Source organism: Rhodothermus bifroesti, from assembly GCF_017908595.1.
GTDB classification, from domain to species: domain Bacteria; phylum Bacteroidota; class Rhodothermia; order Rhodothermales; family Rhodothermaceae; genus Rhodothermus; species Rhodothermus bifroesti.
Genome location: NZ_JAGKTL010000005.1, coordinates 214,204 through 232,511 on the forward strand (window position 1 = coordinate 214,204; position 18,308 = coordinate 232,511).

Below are 18,308 nucleotides of genomic sequence, written 5' to 3' on the forward strand. Positions count from 1 at the left end.
GTAAGCCATGGCGGATCAAGGTATTTCACGGCGTAAGTTTTTGGGACAATTGGCAACCGCTGGCGTGGCCTTTACGATCGTGCCCCGACATGTGCTAGGCCGTGGTTTTGTACCTCCCAGCGATAAGCTGGGTATAGCCTGCATCGGGGTAGGAGGTCGGGGCGCGGCAAACGTGCGCGGCGTAGCCAGCGAAACGCTGGTGGCTTTTTGTGACGTCGACGACGAGCGGGCTGCCGAAATCTACCGGACGTATCCGAACGTGCCGCGCTACAAAGACTTTCGGATCATGCTGGAGCGGGAAAGCCAGCACATCGATGCCGTCGTCATCTCCACCCCCGACCATACGCACGCCGTAGCGGCAATGATGGCGATCCAGATGGGGAAACATGTCTACTGCGAAAAGCCGCTTACGCGTACGATCTATGAGGCCCGCCGCCTGGCTGAAGCGGCCCGCCAGCACCGCGTGGTCACGCAAATGGGCAACCAAGGCCATGCCGGCGAAGGCACACGCCAAATTCGCGAATGGATCGAGGCTGGCGCAATCGGCATAGTGCGCGAGATCCACTTCTGGACCAACCGTCCAATTTGGCCGCAAGCGATTGCACGGCCCATGGAGGCTTACCATGTCCCGCCTACGCTGGACTGGGATCTGTGGCTGGGACCCGCCCCTGAGCGACCGTATCACCCGGCCTACGTACCCTTCAGATGGCGAGGATGGTGGGACTTTGGCACCGGGGCTTTGGGCGACATGGGCTGCCACATCATGGATGCCGCGTTCTGGACTTTCGACCTGCGCGATCCGGTGCGCGTGACGGCCGAAACCACGCCTGTTTTCCCCGAGACAGCCCCCCTGGTATCTCGCGTAACATACGAGTTTGCTGCCCGAGCCAATCGCCCAGCCCTTCACGTGGTTTGGCGTGATGGCAACCTGGCACCCCCGCGCCCACCTCAGTGGGAAGCCGACAAACCCTGGCCGCCGATGGACAGCGGCCAAATGTTCATTGGCGACGAAGGCGTGCTCATTGCCGGCACCTACGGCGAAAACCCTCGCCTGGTCCCCGAAAAACGCCACCAGGAATGGATTGCCTCGGCCCCTGCCCCGCGCTATCCCCGCTCTCCAGGTGTCTACCAAGAATGGATCGATGCTTGTAAAAACGGCACTCAGGCTGGTTCCAATTTTCCAGATTACGCTGGACCGCTTACGGAAATGGTGCTGCTGGGCAACTTGGCCATTCGTGCAGGCGGCACCATTGAATGGGATGCTGCAACCATGCGCGTGACCAACCTAACAGTGCCAGAGGAATACCTCCGTCCCGTCTATCGCAACGGCTGGCATCTGTAGAGTGTCTACGATGCGCTAGGGAGCAGTTGATTTGGACCTCAAGCCTAGAGCGCTCACCGTAGGACCGGTTGCCAGCTGCCCTGTGCAACGGCGGGCACAAAAGTCTCTAACCCTTCTGGCTTCCAAGGCAGCGTGCGCTCTTGCTCGGCACTCATGTAGGCTGTCATCAGGAGCTCGACAACCTCGAGGCCTGCCTGGAAATCTTCTTCAGGCTGACGACCCTCAAGGAAACAGCGTACAAAGTAGCGGTTTTCCCACTCGTAGCCGTATTCCGCTGCCTCGTTGCCTACGAGGGGCATCCAGCCTTGCTCAGCGTTTTGCTTTTCGACCAGGTCTTCGCCTGCCTCGCCTTGCACACGTCGGCTGAAAAACAGCCGGGCACCACTGTCCAGCGAGTTCACCTGCAGCGAGTACTCCGGACCCAAAAGCTCGGCCGAAAGCCGCAGCCCCGGACCAACATAGCTCCAAGAGGTGGTCGTCTCAGCAATCAGCGTGCGGCCGGCCTCATCCACAAATTCAATGGTCGCACGCGCAAAATCCTCAACCGGGTGCCGCTCAAAATCCAAACGAGCATCCATATGCTCCCGAAGCCAGGCAGCATACTCGGGACGAGACCACTTCAGGCTGGCAATCTGGGCAGTAACTTTAACTGGACGAATGCTCTGGCGCGACGCACCCGGCTCCGTAAGCAAAAAGCGGGCAACCTCAACGCTGTGGCACATCATGTCGTTCAGCACACCACCCCCTTGCAGATGGCCAAACCAAAACCAGGGAGCATGCGGCCCGCTATGCTCTTCCGCTGCACGAGCCAGATAAGGCCGACCGGTCAACGCTGCACCGCGCTTCCAGATGATTTCCCGGCCGCGTCGAATTGCAGGGGTAAAAAGCTGATCTTCTAAGTAACCATGCAGTAATCCTGCCTGCTTGACCAGCTCCACCATGCGCCGTGCTTCGGCCACATTCCGGGCCAGGGGCTTTTCGCAAGCCACACCAATAAGCTCGCCCTTACCACGCGCTAGCGTGTCGACAATGGCCTCCAGGTTCTCAATGCGCTTGTGGTTGGGACCGCAAATCCAAATCGCATGGATGGCTGGATCGGCCACCATCGCTTCAATCGAGTCAAAAACGCGGGCTTCCCCAACGTGCAGCGCACGCGCTAGCGCTGCCGCCGCTTCGGCATGAGCGCGATTAGGACTCCAGATGCCCAAAATATCGGCATCCCGTACAGCCTGCCAAGACTGAATGTGAAATCGCGTAATAAAACCACTTCCAATAAAGCCAACGCCAAGACGTTTCATAAGCGGCCCAAATTGATTCCTCTTCCCAAGTAACCTGTAAAATAGATCCACAACATACAAAAAAGAAGCCCCTCTTTCTGCATTGGAACCGGTTTCAAGGTTTGCGTAAAGAGTCTTTAAAATCCTATCTTCTATCCGTTCTTTTGATGAAAGGGCTTTCGTTTTGGTGGATGACCTATGAAAAAGAACGTGTATGTGGCGCGACAGCCTGAGGTGTACGATGCAATTGTGGTAGGCTCGGGCATCTCGGGCGGTTGGGCAGCCAAAGAGCTTTGCGAGCTGGGCCTAAAGACGCTGGTTTTGGAACGCGGTCGACCGCTGGAGCACGGCAAAGACTACATCACCGAACACCTGCCCCCGTGGCAGACGCCGTTCCGCGGTCAGGAAGACCGAAAACGCATGCTGGAAGATCACTACATCCAGCTGCAAGCCGGTCCGGTCAACGAGTACAATATTCACTTTTTTATTAACGACCGGGAAAACCCCTATGTGTACGATCCAGACAAGCCCTTCCTATGGATCCGCGGAGATCAGGTCGGTGGCCGATCGATCATGTGGGGCCGGCAAAGCTATCGTTGGAGTGATTTGGATTTTGAGGCGAATGCGCGGGATGGTTTTGGGGTAGACTGGCCGATTCGGTATCGGGACCTTGCGCCGTGGTACGACTATGTGGAGCGTTTTGCGGGCATTAGTGGTCAGGCCGAAGGGTTGCCGCAGCTTCCGGACGGGCAGTTTTTGCCGCCGATGCCGATGAACTGTGTGGAGCTGCACGTGAAGGAGCGCATTGAGCGGGCTTTCCCTGGTCGCAAGATGACCATCGGACGGGCTGCCGTTCTGACGCAGCCCCTAAACGGCCGCGCCGCCTGCCACTACTGCGGTCCCTGTGATCGCGGATGCACCCCAGGCGCCTATTTTTCGAGTTTGAGTGCGACGCTTCCTGCGGCGCGTGCTACGGGGAACTTGACGTTGCGTCCGAACAGCATTGTGCACAGTGTGATTTATGATGAGGAGCGGGACCGTGCGGTTGGGGTTCGGGTGATTGATCGGGAGACGAAGGAGATGTTGGAGTTTTATGGTCGGGTGATTTTTTTGTGTGCTTCGACGTTGGCGACGACGCAGATTTTGTTGAATTCGAAGTCGCGTCGTTTTCCGAATGGGTTGGGGAATTCGAGTGGGGTGCTAGGCCACTACCTTATGGACCACCACTTCAAGGTAGGAGCCAGTGCCGAATTTCCTGGTTTTGAGGACAAGTACTACTATGGCAATCGTCCGAATGGCATCTACATTCCCCGCTTCCGAAACCTAGGGGATCGCGCAACGCGGCATCCAGACTTCTTACGGGGCTACGGCTATCAGGGAGGCGCAAGTCGGGGTAGCTGGTGGCGTGGTGCGGAAATGGACGGCTTTGGTGTTGCCCTCAAACAGGCATTGCGGGATCCGGGGCCTTGGCGCATGGGCCTTACCGGCTTTGGTGAGATGCTGCCGCGCTATGAGAACTATGTGGAGTTGGACCCGGAGCGTACGGATGCCTGGGGCATGCCGCTGTTGCGGATTCACTGCACCTTGAGCGAAAACGAGCTCAAGATGCGAGAAGACATGGCCAATGCAGCCGCAGAAATGCTGGAAGCGGCTGGTGGAAAAAATGTGCGGCCTTTCATTGACGACTATAAGCCCGGTGAAGGTATTCACGAGATGGGCACGGCGCGGATGGGTCGGGACCCGAAGACGTCGGTGCTTAATGCGTACAACCAGATGCACGATGTGCCGAATGTGTTTGTAACCGATGGGGCCTGCATGACCTCGGCAGCGTGCCAAAATCCGTCGCTTACCTACATGGCGCTGACGGCGCGGGCAGCGCACTATGCCGTTGAACAGCTCAAAAAGGGTAACCTCTAAAACCGGCAAGGCCTATGGTTAAAAAGAACGTGTATGTGGCGCGACAGCCTGAGGTGTACGATGCAATTGTGGTAGGCTCGGGCATCTCGGGCGGTTGGGCAGCCAAAGAGCTTTGCGAGCTGGGCCTAAAGACGCTGGTTTTGGAACGCGGTCGACCGCTGGAGCACGGCAAAGACTACGTCACCGAACACCTGCCCCCGTGGCAGTTTACCTTCCGGGGTCGCGGTGAGCGCAGCCTCTTTGACGAAGCGTACGCCATCCAAAAAAACTGCTACGCCTGCCGGGAGGATACCAAGCACTTGTTTATCAACGATAAAGAAAATCCCTACATTCAGCTTGAACCGTTTATCTGGATTCGGGGCGACCGTGTGGGAGGGCGCTCGCTGATGTGGGGCCGGCAGTGTTACCGTTGGAGTGATTTGGATTTTGAGGCGAATGCGCGGGATGGTTTTGGGGTAGACTGGCCGATTCGGTATCGGGACCTTGCGCCGTGGTACGACTATGTGGAGCGTTTTGCGGGCATTAGTGGTCAGGCCGAAGGGTTGCCGCAGCTTCCGGACGGGCAGTTTTTGCCGCCGATGCCGATGAACTGTGTGGAGCTGCACGTGAAGGAGCGCATTGAGCGGGCTTTCCCTGGTCGCAAGATGACTATCGGACGGGTAGCTGTTCTGACGCAGCCCCTAAACGGCCGCGCCGCCTGCCACTACTGCGGTCCCTGTGATCGCGGATGCACCCCAGGCGCCTATTTTTCGAGTTTGAGTGCGACGCTTCCTGCGGCGCGTGCTACGGGGAACTTGACGTTGCGTCCGAACAGCATTGTGCACAGTGTGATTTATGATGAGGAGCGGGACCGTGCGGTTGGGGTTCGGGTGATTGATCGGGAGACGAAGGAGATGTTGGAGTTTTATGGTCGGGTGATTTTTTTGTGTGCTTCGACGTTGGCGACGACGCAGATTTTGTTGAATTCGAAGTCGCGTCGTTTTCCGAATGGGTTGGGGAATTCGAGTGGGGTGCTAGGCCACTACCTCATGGACCACCACTTTGTGGTTGGGGCCACCGGGGAGATTCCTGGTTTTGAGGACAAGTACTACTATGGCAATCGTCCGAATGGCATCTACATTCCCCGCTTCCGAAATCTAGGCGATAAGGCCTCAAAGCGTTCAGACTATCTGCGCGGCTTTGGCTACCAGGGAGGGGCTTACCGGGCAGGATGGGACCGGGGAATTGACATGCAAGGTTTTGGTGTTTCCCTCAAACAGGCATTGCGAGACCCAGGGCCATGGATCATGGGGTTAGGCGCTTGGGGTGAGATGCTGCCGCGCTATGAGAACTATGTGGAGTTGGACCCGGAGCGTACGGATGCCTGGGGCATGCCGCTGTTGCGGATTCACTGCACCTGGAGCGAAAACGAGTTGGCTATGCGCAAAGATATGGCGCAGAGCGCAGCCGAGATGCTGGAAGCCGCAGGTGCGAAGAATATCCAGGTCTACGATGCTATTGAGTACGCTCATCCGGGCTTATGCATTCACGAGATGGGTACGGCGCGGATGGGTCGGGACCCGAAGACGTCGGTGCTCAATGCGTACAACCAGATGCACGATGTGCCGAATGTGTTTGTAACCGATGGGGCCTGCATGGCTTCATCGGCCTGCCAGAATCCGTCGATTACGTACATGGCGCTGACGGCGCGGGCAGCGCACTATGCCGTTGAACAACTCAAAAAAGGTAATTTGTAACAGCGATTCGATAGCCGTATGGACCGACGAGAAGCACTGAAGCGTCTGGCCCTGTTAGCGGGCGGGGCGCTGTCGATGTCGACAATTGCCGGCGTTCTAGGAGGGTGCCGGGCAGGTTCAGCTCCAGGAGCTTACAAGCCGCAGACGCTGGCCTCCGATCAGTACGATCTGGTCAGTACGATTGCCGAGCTCATCATTCCGGAGACGGATACGCCAGGGGCAAAGGCAGCCGGGGTGCCGGAATTCATTGACCGGATGCTGACGGACTGGATGTATGCAGCCGAGCGGGAGCATTTTCTGGCTGAGCTGAAGCGCGTGGATACGATGGCCAGGGAGCGGTTTGAACGGTCGTTTGTGCAGCTTGCGGAAGCCCAACAAGTGCAACTCTTGGAGGAGCTGGAGCAGGAAGCCCGGCAGGCCCAATCGCGACGGGTGGTCATCGACCGCACGACCGGACAAATCATCGATGGGCCAGACACGTCGGCCGAAGACGTTGCGCAAGGACGTCCGCCACGCACGCTGACGGTCGAGCTGCGGCCGTTTTTCCGGGTAATGAAAGAGCTAACGATCGTGGGCTACTACACTTCAGAAGTGGGCGCAACGCAGGAGCTGCGCCTGAACCTCGTGCCAGGGCGCTACGATGCATGCGTGCCCTATGCTGAACTCGGGCGCGCTTGGGCATAAGCTTAAGACCTGTAAGATGCTATGGACCGGAGAAACTTTTTGCGCACGGCAGGCGGATTAGCTTTGGGTAGCTTGGCTTGGGCAAGCCTAGGCTGCGACCGCCCAGAGGCGTCATCAACGGCAGGTGGTAGCCGCCGGCTGGAACGCATCGGCTTGCAGCTCTATACGGTGCGGACGCTCATGGAGCAGGACGTACCACGTACGCTCGAGCAAGTAGCGCAGCTCGGCTACCGCGAAGTGGAGTTTGCCGGTTACTACAACTACACGCCCCAAGAGCTGCGCCAAATGCTCGACCAACTAGAGCTCTCGGCGCCAGCCACGCACGTCCCCTTCCAGATGCTCGAAGAAAACCTAAGCGCCCTGCTCGAGGCTGCCCATACGCTGGGGCACCGCTATGTGATTGTGCCTTGGCTACCGCCCGAGCAGCGTCAGACGATCGACGACTACCGACGCTGGGCAGAACGCTTCAACCGCTGGGGTGAAGCCTGCAAAGCCGCTAACGTCCAGTTTGCCTACCATAACCACGACTTCGAGTTTGCACGCATCGGCGACCAGGTCCCCTACGACGTGCTGCTGGCCGAAACCGACCCCGAGCTGGTTAAAATGGAACTGGACCTCTACTGGATCACCTATGCCGGTTTTGATCCGCTGGTCTACTTCCAGCAGCATCCGGGACGGTTCCCCCTTTGCCATGTAAAAGACATGACAGCCGACCGGCAAATGGTGGATGTAGGGCAGGGAACGATCGATTTTGTGAAGATTTTCGCGCAGGCGGCAGGCGTGCAGCTCCAGCATTATTTTGTAGAGCATGACCAGCCGGCCGATCCGCTGGCCAGCATCCGCCGCAGCTATGAATACCTGTCGCAACTAACCTTCTAAACCGCAAGAAGCAATGCCACTAAACCGTAAACTTCGGTATGGCATGGTTGGGGGCGGACCAGGTGCCTTTATCGGTGCAGTGCACCGCAAGGCCGCTGCCCTGGATGGTGAAATCGAACTGGTTGCTGGGGCCTTCTCTTCGGACCCGGAAAAGTCGCGCCAGATGGGCACCGTGCTGCACCTGGACCCGCGGCGCGTCTATCGCTCTTATGAGGAGATGGCCGAAAAAGAAGCAGCCCTGCCCCCAGAAGAACGCATCGACTTTGTTGCGATCGTTACGCCCAACCACCTCCACTATCCCATCGCCAAAACCTTCATTGAAGCTGGCTTCCACGTGGTCTGCGATAAGCCGCTGACCACCACGCTGGAGGAAGCAGAAGCGCTGTGCCGCTTGGTTGCGCAACACAAGGTGCTCTTTGCGCTTACGCATAACTACTCGGGCTACCCCATGGTGAAGCAGGCCCGGGCTATGGTGCAGGAAGGACTGCTGGGCGAGATTCGCAAAATCGTGGTGGAGTACCCCCAGGGCTGGCTGGCTACGCCGCTGGAACAGACGGGCCAGAAGCAGGCTGCCTGGCGCACCGATCCAAAGATGGCAGGGGCCGGCGCCCTTGGCGACATTGGCTCTCATGCCGAACACCTGGCCCGCTACATTACGGGACTTGAACTGGACCGGCTCTGTGCTGACGTGACTACGTTTGTGCCAGGCCGTAAGGTCGAAGACGACGCCAACCTGCTCGTACATTACCAAAACGGAGCGCGCGGCATCCTCTACGCCTCGCAGGTTTCCGTAGGAGAAGAAAATAACCTGCGCATTCGCATCTACGGCGAAAAAGCCGCACTGGAGTGGCACCAAGAAGAGCCTAACTACCTATACGTGCGCTATCCCGATCGGCCGGAGCAGGTATACAAACGCGGAAATGACTACCTGGCGCCAGCAGCCCGCCGCGCTTCACGCCTGCCTTCAGGCCATCCCGAAGCCTTTATTGAGGCCTTTGCTAACATTTACCTCAACTTTGCTCGGACGCTCAAGGCGCACCTGGCGGGTGAAAAGCCAGATCCCCTAGATCTCGATTTTCCAACGGTTCAGGATGGCGCGCGCGGCGTGCATTTCATCTTGACTGCGCTTGAAAGCGGCCGTCGCCGCGCATGGGTCGATGCCCGCTACACGCCCCCAGGAGCATGAATGCCAAACGTAAACGCTTAAACCCAAAAGCCATGGCACGACCAGTAACCTTGTTTACAGGCCAATGGGCAGATTTGCCGCTGGAAACCCTTGCACGAAAAGCGGCCGAATGGGGCTATGATGGTTTGGAACTGGCTTGCTGGGGTGATCACTTCGACGTGCAACGGGCCCTGAAGGAAGAGGGCTACTGCGAACAGCGACTGGAGCTACTGGCCCGGTACGGACTGAAAGTTTGGGCCATTAGCAATCATCTGGTGGGCCAGGCTGTTTGCGACCTTATCGACGAGCGCCATAAAGCCATTCTGCCCCCCCACGTCTGGGGCGATGGCAACCCCGAAGGTGTGCGCCAGCGAGCCGCCCAGGAGATGATGGATACCGCGCGCGCAGCAGCCAAGCTGGGCGTCAAAGTGGTCAACGGCTTTACCGGCAGTAGCATTTGGCCGCTACTTTATGCCTTTCCGCCGCTTTTGCCTGGCATGATCGACCAAGGCTATGAGGACTTTGCCCGGCGCTGGCATCCTATTCTCGACGTGTTTGAAGAAGTTGGGGTACGTTTTGCCCTAGAGGTGCATCCTACCGAGATCGCTTTCGATATCGCCTCGGCCGAACGGGCACTCGAAGCCCTAGGCTACCGCGCTTCCTTTGGCTTTAATTACGACCCCAGCCATCTAGGGTATCAGGGCGTCGACTATGTGGCCTTCATTGAACACTTTGCCGACCGCATCTACCACGTGCACATGAAAGACGTCTGGTGGTCGCCCGTGCCTAAGCGCTCAGGGGTCTTTGGCGGCCATTTGGCGTTTGGCCACCGCGATCGCTATTGGGACTTTCGCTCTATCGGTCGCGGCAACATCCGCTTTGAAGAGATTATCCGCGCCCTGAACCGTATTGGCTACAACGGTCCGCTTTCGATCGAATGGGAAGACATTGGCATGGACCGTGAGCACGGCGCACAAGAAGCCTGCGCGCGTGTCAAGGCCATGGACTTCCCGCCTTCAGCTGCCGCCTTCGATGCAGCGTTTGCTCGGGAACGCCAAACCCAGACCGCTTCCTAACTTAGGGCTTAAGGTGCCATGAAGCACACCGCGCATTTTTGGGTGGCGGGGGCCCTGCTGCTGGGCGCCTGCGTGGCTCCATCCAGCCAGCATAACGCCGACGCCCAGCCGGCTTTCCGCGTGTTGGTTTTTAGCCGAACCTTGGGCTACCGGCACGATTCCATCCCAGAGGGCATCGCTGCCATCAAAGCTTTAGGCGCTGAGCACGGCTTTGCCGTGACCGCAACCGAAGATCCTACCTACTTTCAGCCCGATACGCTGGCCCAGTTTGCTGTAGTGGTTTTTTTAAATACCTCAGGCGACGTGCTCGACACGCTCGCACAGGAGGCCTTTAAAGCCTACATCGAAGGTGGCGGGGGCTATGTCGGCGTGCATGCAGCCAGCGACACCGAGTACGACTGGCCTTGGTATGGCCAACTGGTCGGTGCTTATTTTGAAAGCCATCCGCATATCCAGGAAGCCGTGGTGCGCGTCGTAGACCGCACCCATCCTTCCACGCAGCATCTTCCCGAAGCCTGGGCGCGCACCGACGAGTGGTATAACTTCCATGCCAACCCACGGCTGCACAACGTGCACGTGCTGGCTGTGCTGGATGAGACTACGTACGAAGGCGGCAAGATGGGCGAAGATCACCCCATTGCCTGGTATCACACGGTAGGCGAAGGTCGCGCTTGGTACACGGCTATGGGCCACACCAAGGAAAGCTACGCTGAGCCGCTATTCCGGCAGCACCTGCTCGGGGGCATCCTTTGGGCAGCCCGTCGCGCCGATTAAGCCGAACCTTCCTGGATTTTTGCGGTTGGAGATTGCAGCGTAAACGCTCGCAATCAGCACGGCACCCCCAATGGCCTCTCACAAACGCCGCTCTGCAGCAGCAAGCAATGCAAACGCTTCGCCAGAGCAGCCGCTTCCGGATTCCTTAGCCCCTTTCGAGGCGTTTCTGGAAAACTGGCTTGAAGAAGACGTTCTGCCAGCCCCCGACAGTACGCCGCTCGAGCAGGCCCAAATGCTGGTCTACCAGGCTTGGAAAGAGCCTGCCTCGGAACGCCGTCTTCAACTGGCGCATCAGGCTTTAAGCCTGTCGTCCGATTGCGCCGATGCCTACGTCCTCCTTGCCGAAGAAGCCGCAACGCCAGAAGAAGCACTCCAGTGGTACCGGCAAGGCGTTGCCGCAGGCGAGCGCGTGCTGCCGCCAGCCTGGTTTGAGCGGCATCTCGGCCGCTTTTGGCATCTTCCGGAAGCCCGTCCCTACCTACGGGCGCGCCTAGGACTAGCCCAAAGCCTCTGGCTGTGCGGCCAGCAAGAAGAAGCCCTGAGCCATTTTTGGGAACTGCTGCGGTTGGATGCGGGCGACCACCAAGGCGTACGCTACCTCTTGCTGGAAGCATTACTGATGCGCAAAGACGTCGAAGCACTGCGCATGCTGCTGGACATGTACCCAGACGACGACTCGGCTGCCTGGACCTATAGCCGGGTGCTTGTGCTCTATCAACAGGAAGGAGATACGCTCGAAACCCGCCAGGCACTACGCCAAGCCCGCCAGGCTAACCCGCATGTGCCCGCATACCTGCTGGGGCAGAAAAAATTGCCGCGACAGCTTCCAGAACAGATCACGCCGGGCCAACCAGACGAAGCGATCGACTACGTGTCTGTGGCCTTGCCCTATTGGAAAACCACACCTGGTGTGCTGATTTGGTTAAAACGTCAGTTGGCACGCGCCTCTTGCCGATAAATTGTACGATTTTTGCTACAATCGTTGGGTCGTCCACGGTGTCCCGCAGTTGCTTGCGGGGTGGACAAAAAAAAGCCGGGCCTTGAGCCCGGCTTTTTTTTTTGGCTAGCGCCTATTTAGTCGCTTTTACTCTCGGAGCTTGCCTCGCTTTTGGCTTTGCTACCGTTAGCACTGTTGCTGCTCCCTTTGCGCGCATAGTCGGTCAGATAAAAGCCGCTTCCTTTAAAGATCAGTCCGGCTGAGCCCGTAATCAAGCGCTCGACACGCTGGCCGGTTGTCGGACAATGCGTCAGGGGTGGATCCGTGATACGCTGCTCCATTTCAAAGATGCTTCCATCCTCACGACGGTAGACGTAGGTCGGCATACGACACCCTTTCTGGCTGGTTTAACGGGTTGCCCATACGTTTGGGCTGGGAGCGAGTGCAAACAACATTCCAGCCCGTCAATATGACAGACAGCGCTCTTTTACGGCAGCAGGGCTTCTAAGTTCAATTGGGGCGGACCGATGATCGCCTGCCAGGCCAAGTCGGCTAAAGCAGCACGTATGGCCAGGTGCTTCTGGTTTTCCCGGGTGGGATAAACGCGGTTGGTCAGTAAAATCACAAAGAGCTGTTGCTCTGGATCGATCCAGAGCGAGGTGCCTGTAAAGCCGGTGTGCCCAAAACTCCTTAGGCTAAAGAAGCGGCCGGCCGAAGTGTAGCCCTGTGGGCTTTTGGTATCCCAGCCTAGGGCACGTGTGCCGGCACGCGGAGGATCAACCGGTGTGGTGAACAGCCGAATGGTCTCAGGTTTGAGGAACTGCCGCCCACCAATGCGGCCTTCGTTAACCAGCATGTAAGCAAAGCGTGCGAGGTCTGCTGCCGTTGAAAAAACGCCGGCATGCCCAGCTACACCCCCCAGTATCCAGGCAGTTTCATCATGCACTTCGCCCTGAAGGAGGCGATGGCGAAAGATCGTATCCACCTCTGTGGGCACCACCGTGCTGTCGCTCCAACCTACAGGCCGAAAGCGGGTATGGCGCATCCCCAGGGGCTGGAAAATATGGGCTTGTGCATACGCATCAAGCGGTTGGCCTGTAATACGCTCGATAACCCAGCCCAGTACAATCATGCCTAGGTCGCTGTAGCGCGCTTCGGTGCCAGGGGCGTAGACGAGCGTGTCGGCCAAAATTGCTTGCCGCACCGCTTCGGCTGTGGTCAGGCCCATCCGATGAAACGGACGGTAGGGGGCCAGACCAGAGGTGTGCGACAGCAGCTGCCGTATGGTTACCTGGTCTTTGCCATTTTGCGCAAATTCGGGTAAGTAACGGGCAACCGGCGCCTCTAGGTCCAACTTTCCAGCCTCGTAGAGCTGCATGGCTGCGGTCGTTGTAACCACAACCTTGGTCAGCGAAGCGAGGTCGAAGACCGATTCAGGCGTGACGCGTTGGTCGGAGCTGTAGGTATAGTGGCCGTAGCCCTTAAGCCAGACGATCGCTTCGCCACGCCCGATGGCCACAGCGGCGCCAGGAAACGCCTTCTGGCGGATTGCCGCTTCAAGCAGGGAATCGATCCGGTAAAGCCCTTCGGTGCGCATGCCAACTTCTTCAGGATAGGCGCGGCGCGGGGCAACCTGCGGTAGCACCATGCCTTCGCCCCGTCGAAAATAGCCGGGAATCGTGATCGGAAGTTTTCCCGAGAAGCCCGCCTGCCCAAACAAGGCTTGGACAACCGCCCGCTGGGTCGATTCGTTGCCGCTGTAGGCCACCACGTACGCTGCTGGTTGTCTTTTGAGATCCATGATGATGTAGGGATTGCCAAAAGCGATCAGCACGACAGGCTTACCTTGGGCAATGAGCGCATCCAGAAAAACTCGGTGCGCCTCGGGAAGGCGGATGCGGCCGCTTCCAGAGCGCACAAACACATAAGCTGGCACGACCACAAAGTCGTGCTGCGCTGCAGCCTGCAAAACGCTTTGGTAGTCGTCGGCATGCGAGCGAACGTCAAGCAAGCGAGCGCTGACAAGCGCATCAGGGGCTGCTTCCCGGATCGCCTGCACAAAAAAACGGCCGGTTGCAGGATCGTCGCTGTCGCTAAGCGAGGCAACCAGCAAGCGGTAGGGGGTAAGCGGTGCATCGGGCAGAGGAAGCACCGACCCTTCGTTGCGCAGCAGCGTTAGCGAGGCCCGAGCAATGGTCTGGCTAATGGCTTGGTGCGCGGCAATCCCAACCACTTGTGGAATCACCTCAAGGTCGACCAGCCGATCTCGGTGTAGGTTCAGCCGCTCTTTGAGCTGCAGGATGCGGCGTGCAGAAACGTCGATCCGCGCTTCCGATAGCCTGCCAGACTGAACAGCTTGCACAATAGCCGCCCGTGCGGCCTCAACGTCTTCTGAGAGCAAAAGCACGTCGGCGCCAGCTTCAAGGGCGCGAACGGCTGCTTCGCCTACGCCAAAGTACTGGGTCACACCGCGCATCTCTAAAGCATCGGTCACCACCAGGCCGTCAAAGCCTAGTTCCCCGCGCAGCAAGTCGTGCGTGATGCGGCGCGAAAGTGAAGCCGGAAGATGGGGGATGGGCTCCAAACGCGGTAAGGCCAGATGACCGGTCATGACGCTAGGCACGCCTGCTGCAAGGGCTGCCCGAAAAGGTACCAGCTCTAGCGTATCGAGCCGGTTGCGGTCAAAGGGCAATACAGGAAGCTCGCTGTGCGAGTCGATGGCCGTGTCGCCATGGCCAGGAAAATGCTTCACCGTAGCAATAGCGCCTGCCCGGCCAACACCGCGCACAAACGCCTGCACCATGGTCGCTACCAGGTAGGGGTCTTCCCCAAAAGCCCGAACGTTAATGATTGGATTCAACGGATTGTTGTTGACATCAGCTACTGGAGCGTACAGCTGGTGTACGCCCAGGGCGCGCGCTTCGCGTGCCGTTACGTAGCCAACGGCATAGGCGTACTGTGGATTGCCCGTTGCGCCGATAGCCATGGCACGGGGAAAACTTGTGGTGCGGGCTACACGCATGGCCACACCCCACTCGGTATCCTGGGCAATCAAGAGGGGGATTCGGCTGCGGCGCTGAAGGTCGTTGGCTAGCATGGCTTGGGCGTAGGGGTCCCCTTGAAAGAAAACCACACCCCCAACTTCAAGATGCTCAACCAGCCTTACCAGCTCACGGTACTCTGGATCATCTACGCTTTGGAAAAGGCCTCGGGCACGTACGGCAAAAAGCTGACCGATTTTCTGCTCCAGCGTCAACGTGCGCAGCTGGGCTTCGGCCCAGCTTGCAGCTTCCATTTCTGTGGCTGCAGCACTATCAAACGGCGACCGGGGTGCGCGGCAACCTAGCCACAATAGGCAGAGCAGCACAAAAAGTCGACACGCCAGCATAAACTTAGTAAAACCACTGTTTCATGTTGCGGTCTAAGCTGTCGAAGTCCTGGCCAGGCAAGTCGCTGCTGCGCAGCGCTGCATAGAACGCGTCGTCATAGGTGCGCGTTTTGACCACGATGGGCATGGGTACCGCATGGCCTAAGATGAGCGCCTGCTGCTTGGAGTCCAGCGAAGCCAGCACCTGGCGCAGCGCACCTGCATCCCGCGTGCCCACCAAGGCCGCAGCGATATCCTTGTCGTCGTTCAGTTGGGCAATAATGCGCGTGCCGATCTGGCTCAGCACCTCCTCATCGATAGCACTAGGCCGCTGGTCAACCACCAGCAGCGACACAAAGTACTTGCGCATTTCCCGGGCAATTTTGCCAAAAGGCGTTTCGCGGGCAATGCCGGGCATAAGGAATTTGTGCGCTTCTTCAATGGTGATGACAAGCTGGGGTGGGCGATCAGCTTCGTTTTGGGTTTGCAAATAGGTGGTGGTCATCTCCTCGTAAGCAGCCCGCACGCGCCGCGTGATAACCTGGGCCACCAGCATGTAGACGCGCAAGTCGTCGTAACGGCCAAATTCAAAGACTACCGATTTTTGGCTGCGCAGCGCTTCAAGCAAGTCTTCCAGAACATCTCGCTTACCCGTCGAAGGTTCGGTCTTAAAGAAGGAATAGCGTTCAAAAGGGGACAGTTTGCGTCGTAAGGCCCCAAGGGAGGCAGGATGGGCACCGACCGCTTCGGCCAAGTCATTGAGCTCAGTTTCTGGAGTCTGCAGCAGCTGAAGCAGCCAATTGCGGCCAAACTTACGTTGCAAAAGAAAGCTGCTTTCGGCTGCGGTTTCGTTGAGGTTAAGGGTTTCCTGCAGCGGCAGAATGTCTTCTGGCTCGATTTGGTCGGCATAAAGGTAAACGTCGCAATCTGGGGTGCGCTGCGTACGCTTACGGGTGCCTTCAGGGTCAAGTGAGAAGACCACAACACGCGTCGGGAAAAGCTCCCGCAGGCCTTTAACAAACGTGCCGTCTTCTTTACGGGCACTGTAGCCATACTCTGAGTGCATGTCGAACACCAGGTTGACGGCCTTGCCCGTTTTGATCGTACCACACAGGAGCAGCCGCGTAAGGAACGTTTTGCCGGTGCCCGTTTTGCCAAAAACCGCATTCGAGCGCTCTACCAGACGATCTAAGTCCATGCATACTGGAATTCCGGGCATACCCAGCGGCTCGCCAACCTGAAAATAGCGGTTGCCGCCCTCGTTGGCTTCGTGGCCAAAGATGCGCGTTACATCTTCAGCGGTGGCGCGGTAGACCGCTGCAAAATGGCTGGGTACCGTTTTGACGGGTTGCACCTCGGCGAGCTCTTGCAGCCCATCGTTGCGCATCATCAGCATGGGCTTGAGCGTGACCGTGGCATAGGTCCCTGAACCGCGCAAGATCTGGCGCAGCAGATTGTTCTCTGCCGATGGCGGATGTAGAAGGATGTTTTCGTTGGCTGCATCGATGCGCACGTCGGTGATCATCGAAAAAAAGTCATACTTTTCGCCTTGAATGACCACAAACGTGCCGGCAACCACCTCTTCGATCGACTCGCTGGCTTCGAGCTTCATCTCGACGCCTTGGCTGAGCGAGCCGTGGGTGATAACGCCCAGCCGATCTGGACGTTCAGGTGGTCGACGCAGGGGTTCCATGCGCTTTTAGGGCTTTTGGTTTGCGTTGTAGCCACAAAGCCACCTTTTCCGTAAGCAACCCGACCGTCACGGCCAGCAGCACTTCAAGCAAGAGATGCGGTAAAACGCGCCGAAACAGCAGACGCAAAAGCCGCGGGAGCATCACCACAGCTAGCGCTCCCCCCATCACCCCTAACATCCAGCGCCCTAAGCTCCACTGCAGCTCAGCAACAGGATCCGTCGACAGTTGTTGCTTTTTCATGGCCGGTTGCGACGTTGGTGAGCAGCTTACCGACAAGGTCTGTCAACGTTATGACACGGCCTCGGCGATGCTTTGTTCACGCACAGCCAGTTGGCCGCAGGCGGCCTGGATCTCTTCGCCACGGCTACGTCGCACGGTGACCGTAACACCGCGGGCTACCAGAACCCGGAGGAATGCTTCTAAGCGTTCCTCCGAAGGACGCCGAAAAGGTGCCCCTTCGACAGGATTGTAAAGCATGAGGTTGACTTTGCCAGGGGCTTGGGCAACAATATCGGCCAGGCGCTGCGCGTCTTCGGGACGGTCGTTAAAGCCTTCAAACAAGCAATACTCGTAGGTGACCTTTTGGGCGGTTTTTTGCTCAAAGTAGCGAATTGCTTCGATGAGGTCGTCAAGGTCGGTCTGCTCGTTGCGGTTGACTGGCATAATGGCTGAGCGTTGGGCGTTGGTTGGGGCATGGAGCGAGACAGCCAGTCGGAAGCGCACGCCCTCGTCGGCCAGCTGCCGAATGCGGCGTGCCAGGCCCACGGTCGACACCGTGATTCGGCGGGGTGAAAGACCTAGCCCGTCGGGATCGGTCAAGAACGCAATGCTTTCTAGCACCGCAGCATAGTTTAAAAGCGGCTCGCCCATGCCCATGTAGACCACGTTGGTAATGCGGCGGCCAAAGCGCGCTTCGGCTAGGCGATTGAGCTGCCAGACTTGGTCGTAAATCTCTCCGGCCGTCAGGTTCTGCTGAAAACCCATCAGACCGGTTGCACAAAAAGCACAGCCCATGGCGCAGCCCACCTGGCTCGAGACGCATACCGTCAGCCGACGCACCTGCCCAGAGGCCTCAACGTCTGGAATGAGCACTGCTTCTACATGCCGTCCCGAGGGTAGGCGAAACAGCACCTTAACCGTCTGATCACGGGCGATAAGCTGTCGAACGGGTTCGAGCGTGCGAATGCACGCCTGGCGCTCGAGCGCTTCCCGAAAGGTCTTGGGGAGATCGGTCATCTGCGCAAACGACGTAGCCCCCTTGCCGTAGAGCCATTTAAAAAGCTGGCGCCCCCGGTAGCGCGGCTCGCCTAACCGCTCCGCTAGCGCTTCTAGCTCCGCTCGGCTTAGCGTACGCAGATTGATGAGAGCAGGTGCGTGCACGACAAGGCAAGGCTTTTTTAAAGCTATTCCAACGCAGGCCTGCACGAAGGGTTCAAGCCCGATACAAGGCCTATTTTAAA

15 protein-coding genes are annotated in these 18,308 nt (G+C 58.2%); 9 read left to right on the forward strand and 6 right to left on the reverse strand.

Features of this window, described 5'->3' with window-relative positions; all coding sequences use genetic code 11:
- Positions 1-7 precede the first annotated feature (7 nt).
- Positions 8-1,342, forward strand: a complete 1,335-nt coding sequence (locus tag J8E65_RS11835) for a Gfo/Idh/MocA family protein (protein WP_210376338.1) — start codon at positions 8-10, stop codon at positions 1,340-1,342.
- 53 nt (positions 1,343-1,395) lie between these two features.
- Here the strand turns inward: J8E65_RS11835 and J8E65_RS11840 are convergent, their stop codons facing one another.
- Positions 1,396-2,640 carry a Gfo/Idh/MocA family protein gene (locus J8E65_RS11840; protein ID WP_210376340.1) on the reverse strand — a complete coding sequence of 415 codons (1,245 nt, stop codon included), beginning with the start codon at positions 2,638-2,640 and terminating at the stop codon, positions 1,396-1,398.
- A gap of 177 nt (positions 2,641-2,817) precedes the next feature.
- Here J8E65_RS11840 and J8E65_RS11845 point away from each other — a divergent pair, with 177 nt between their 5' ends.
- The 8 genes from J8E65_RS11845 to J8E65_RS11880 all read left to right on the forward strand — a co-directional run bounded on the left by J8E65_RS11845 (position 2,818) and on the right by J8E65_RS11880 (position 11,808).
- Positions 2,818-4,536: a GMC oxidoreductase gene (locus tag J8E65_RS11845; protein ID WP_210376342.1), complete on the forward strand. Its 1,719-nt coding sequence runs from the start codon at positions 2,818-2,820 to the stop codon at positions 4,534-4,536.
- A gap of 14 nt (positions 4,537-4,550) precedes the next feature.
- A complete protein-coding gene (locus tag J8E65_RS11850) occupies positions 4,551-6,272 on the forward strand; it encodes a GMC oxidoreductase (protein WP_210376344.1) in 1,722 nt (573 codons plus the stop codon).
- Positions 6,273-6,290: 18 nt separating this feature from the next.
- A complete protein-coding gene (locus J8E65_RS11855) occupies positions 6,291-6,956 on the forward strand; it encodes a gluconate 2-dehydrogenase subunit 3 family protein (protein ID WP_210376351.1) in 666 nt (221 codons plus the stop codon).
- 21 nt (positions 6,957-6,977) lie between these two features.
- Entirely contained in the window at positions 6,978-7,835 is an 858-nt protein-coding gene (locus J8E65_RS11860) for a sugar phosphate isomerase/epimerase family protein (protein ID WP_210376353.1), read from the forward strand.
- 13 nt (positions 7,836-7,848) lie between these two features.
- Positions 7,849-9,021 (forward strand): Gfo/Idh/MocA family protein, encoded by a 1,173-nt coding sequence (locus tag J8E65_RS11865; protein WP_210376355.1) that lies wholly within the window; start codon positions 7,849-7,851, stop codon positions 9,019-9,021.
- Between the two features lie 32 nt (positions 9,022-9,053).
- Positions 9,054-10,076: a sugar phosphate isomerase/epimerase family protein gene (locus tag J8E65_RS11870; protein ID WP_210376357.1), complete on the forward strand. Its 1,023-nt coding sequence runs from the start codon at positions 9,054-9,056 to the stop codon at positions 10,074-10,076.
- Positions 10,077-10,094: 18 nt separating this feature from the next.
- On the forward strand, positions 10,095-10,850 hold the full coding sequence (locus tag J8E65_RS11875; protein ID WP_210376359.1) for a ThuA domain-containing protein: 756 nt from the start codon (positions 10,095-10,097) through the stop codon (positions 10,848-10,850).
- 70 nt (positions 10,851-10,920) lie between these two features.
- Positions 10,921-11,808: a hypothetical protein gene (locus tag J8E65_RS11880; RefSeq protein ID WP_210376361.1), complete on the forward strand. Its 888-nt coding sequence runs from the start codon at positions 10,921-10,923 to the stop codon at positions 11,806-11,808.
- 116 nt (positions 11,809-11,924) lie between these two features.
- On the opposite strand, the gene J8E65_RS11885 is transcribed toward J8E65_RS11880, so the two are convergent.
- From J8E65_RS11885 to rlmN, 5 genes are all read right to left on the reverse strand, one after another.
- Positions 11,925-12,173: an FmdB family zinc ribbon protein gene (locus tag J8E65_RS11885; protein ID WP_210376363.1), complete on the reverse strand. Its 249-nt coding sequence runs from the start codon at positions 12,171-12,173 to the stop codon at positions 11,925-11,927.
- A 101-nt stretch (positions 12,174-12,274) separates the two neighbouring features.
- Positions 12,275-15,082, reverse strand: coding sequence for a serine hydrolase domain-containing protein (locus J8E65_RS11890; RefSeq protein ID WP_237181988.1), 2,808 nt, complete (start codon positions 15,080-15,082; stop codon positions 12,275-12,277).
- Positions 15,083-15,179: 97 nt separating this feature from the next.
- The gene (locus J8E65_RS11895) at positions 15,180-16,847 is read right to left on the reverse strand and encodes an ATP-binding protein (RefSeq protein WP_210376367.1); all 1,668 of its coding nucleotides are present in this window, start codon (positions 16,845-16,847) and stop codon (positions 15,180-15,182) included.
- Positions 16,822-17,088 (reverse strand): hypothetical protein, encoded by a 267-nt coding sequence (locus tag J8E65_RS11900; RefSeq protein ID WP_210376369.1) that lies wholly within the window; start codon positions 17,086-17,088, stop codon positions 16,822-16,824. The genes J8E65_RS11895 and J8E65_RS11900 overlap by 26 nt, the downstream gene beginning before the upstream one ends.
- A 48-nt stretch (positions 17,089-17,136) precedes the next feature.
- Complete coding sequence (gene rlmN / locus J8E65_RS11905; RefSeq protein ID WP_341481764.1) at positions 17,137-18,228, reverse strand: dual-specificity RNA methyltransferase RlmN; 1,092 nt, start codon at positions 18,226-18,228, stop codon at positions 17,137-17,139.
- Positions 18,229-18,308: the final 80 nt, after the last annotated feature.

Bases quoted from the DNA above. Each gene is read 5' to 3' on its own strand.
- J8E65_RS11865 (WP_210376355.1), top strand. From the start codon at position 7,849: ATGCCACTAAACCGTAAACTTCGGTATGGCATGGTTGGGGGCGGACCA.
- J8E65_RS11850 (WP_210376344.1), top strand. From the start codon at position 4,551: ATGGTTAAAAAGAACGTGTATGTGGCGCGACAGCCTGAGGTGTACGAT.
- J8E65_RS11885 (WP_210376363.1), bottom strand. From the start codon at position 12,173: ATGCCGACCTACGTCTACCGTCGTGAGGATGGAAGCATCTTTGAAATG.
- J8E65_RS11895 (WP_210376367.1), bottom strand. From the start codon at position 16,847: ATGGAACCCCTGCGTCGACCACCTGAACGTCCAGATCGGCTGGGCGTT.
- J8E65_RS11900 (WP_210376369.1), bottom strand. From the start codon at position 17,088: ATGAAAAAGCAACAACTGTCGACGGATCCTGTTGCTGAGCTGCAGTGG.
- J8E65_RS11845 (WP_210376342.1), top strand. From the start codon at position 2,818: ATGAAAAAGAACGTGTATGTGGCGCGACAGCCTGAGGTGTACGATGCA.
- J8E65_RS11860 (WP_210376353.1), top strand. From the start codon at position 6,978: ATGGACCGGAGAAACTTTTTGCGCACGGCAGGCGGATTAGCTTTGGGT.
- J8E65_RS11855 (WP_210376351.1), top strand. From the start codon at position 6,291: ATGGACCGACGAGAAGCACTGAAGCGTCTGGCCCTGTTAGCGGGCGGG.
- J8E65_RS11835 (WP_210376338.1), top strand. From the start codon at position 8: ATGGCGGATCAAGGTATTTCACGGCGTAAGTTTTTGGGACAATTGGCA.
- J8E65_RS11880 (WP_210376361.1), top strand. From the start codon at position 10,921: ATGGCCTCTCACAAACGCCGCTCTGCAGCAGCAAGCAATGCAAACGCT.
- J8E65_RS11870 (WP_210376357.1), top strand. From the start codon at position 9,054: ATGGCACGACCAGTAACCTTGTTTACAGGCCAATGGGCAGATTTGCCG.
- J8E65_RS11875 (WP_210376359.1), top strand. From the start codon at position 10,095: ATGAAGCACACCGCGCATTTTTGGGTGGCGGGGGCCCTGCTGCTGGGC.
- J8E65_RS11890 (WP_237181988.1), bottom strand. From the start codon at position 15,082: ATGGAAGCTGCAAGCTGGGCCGAAGCCCAGCTGCGCACGTTGACGCTG.
- J8E65_RS11840 (WP_210376340.1), bottom strand. From the start codon at position 2,640: ATGAAACGTCTTGGCGTTGGCTTTATTGGAAGTGGTTTTATTACGCGA.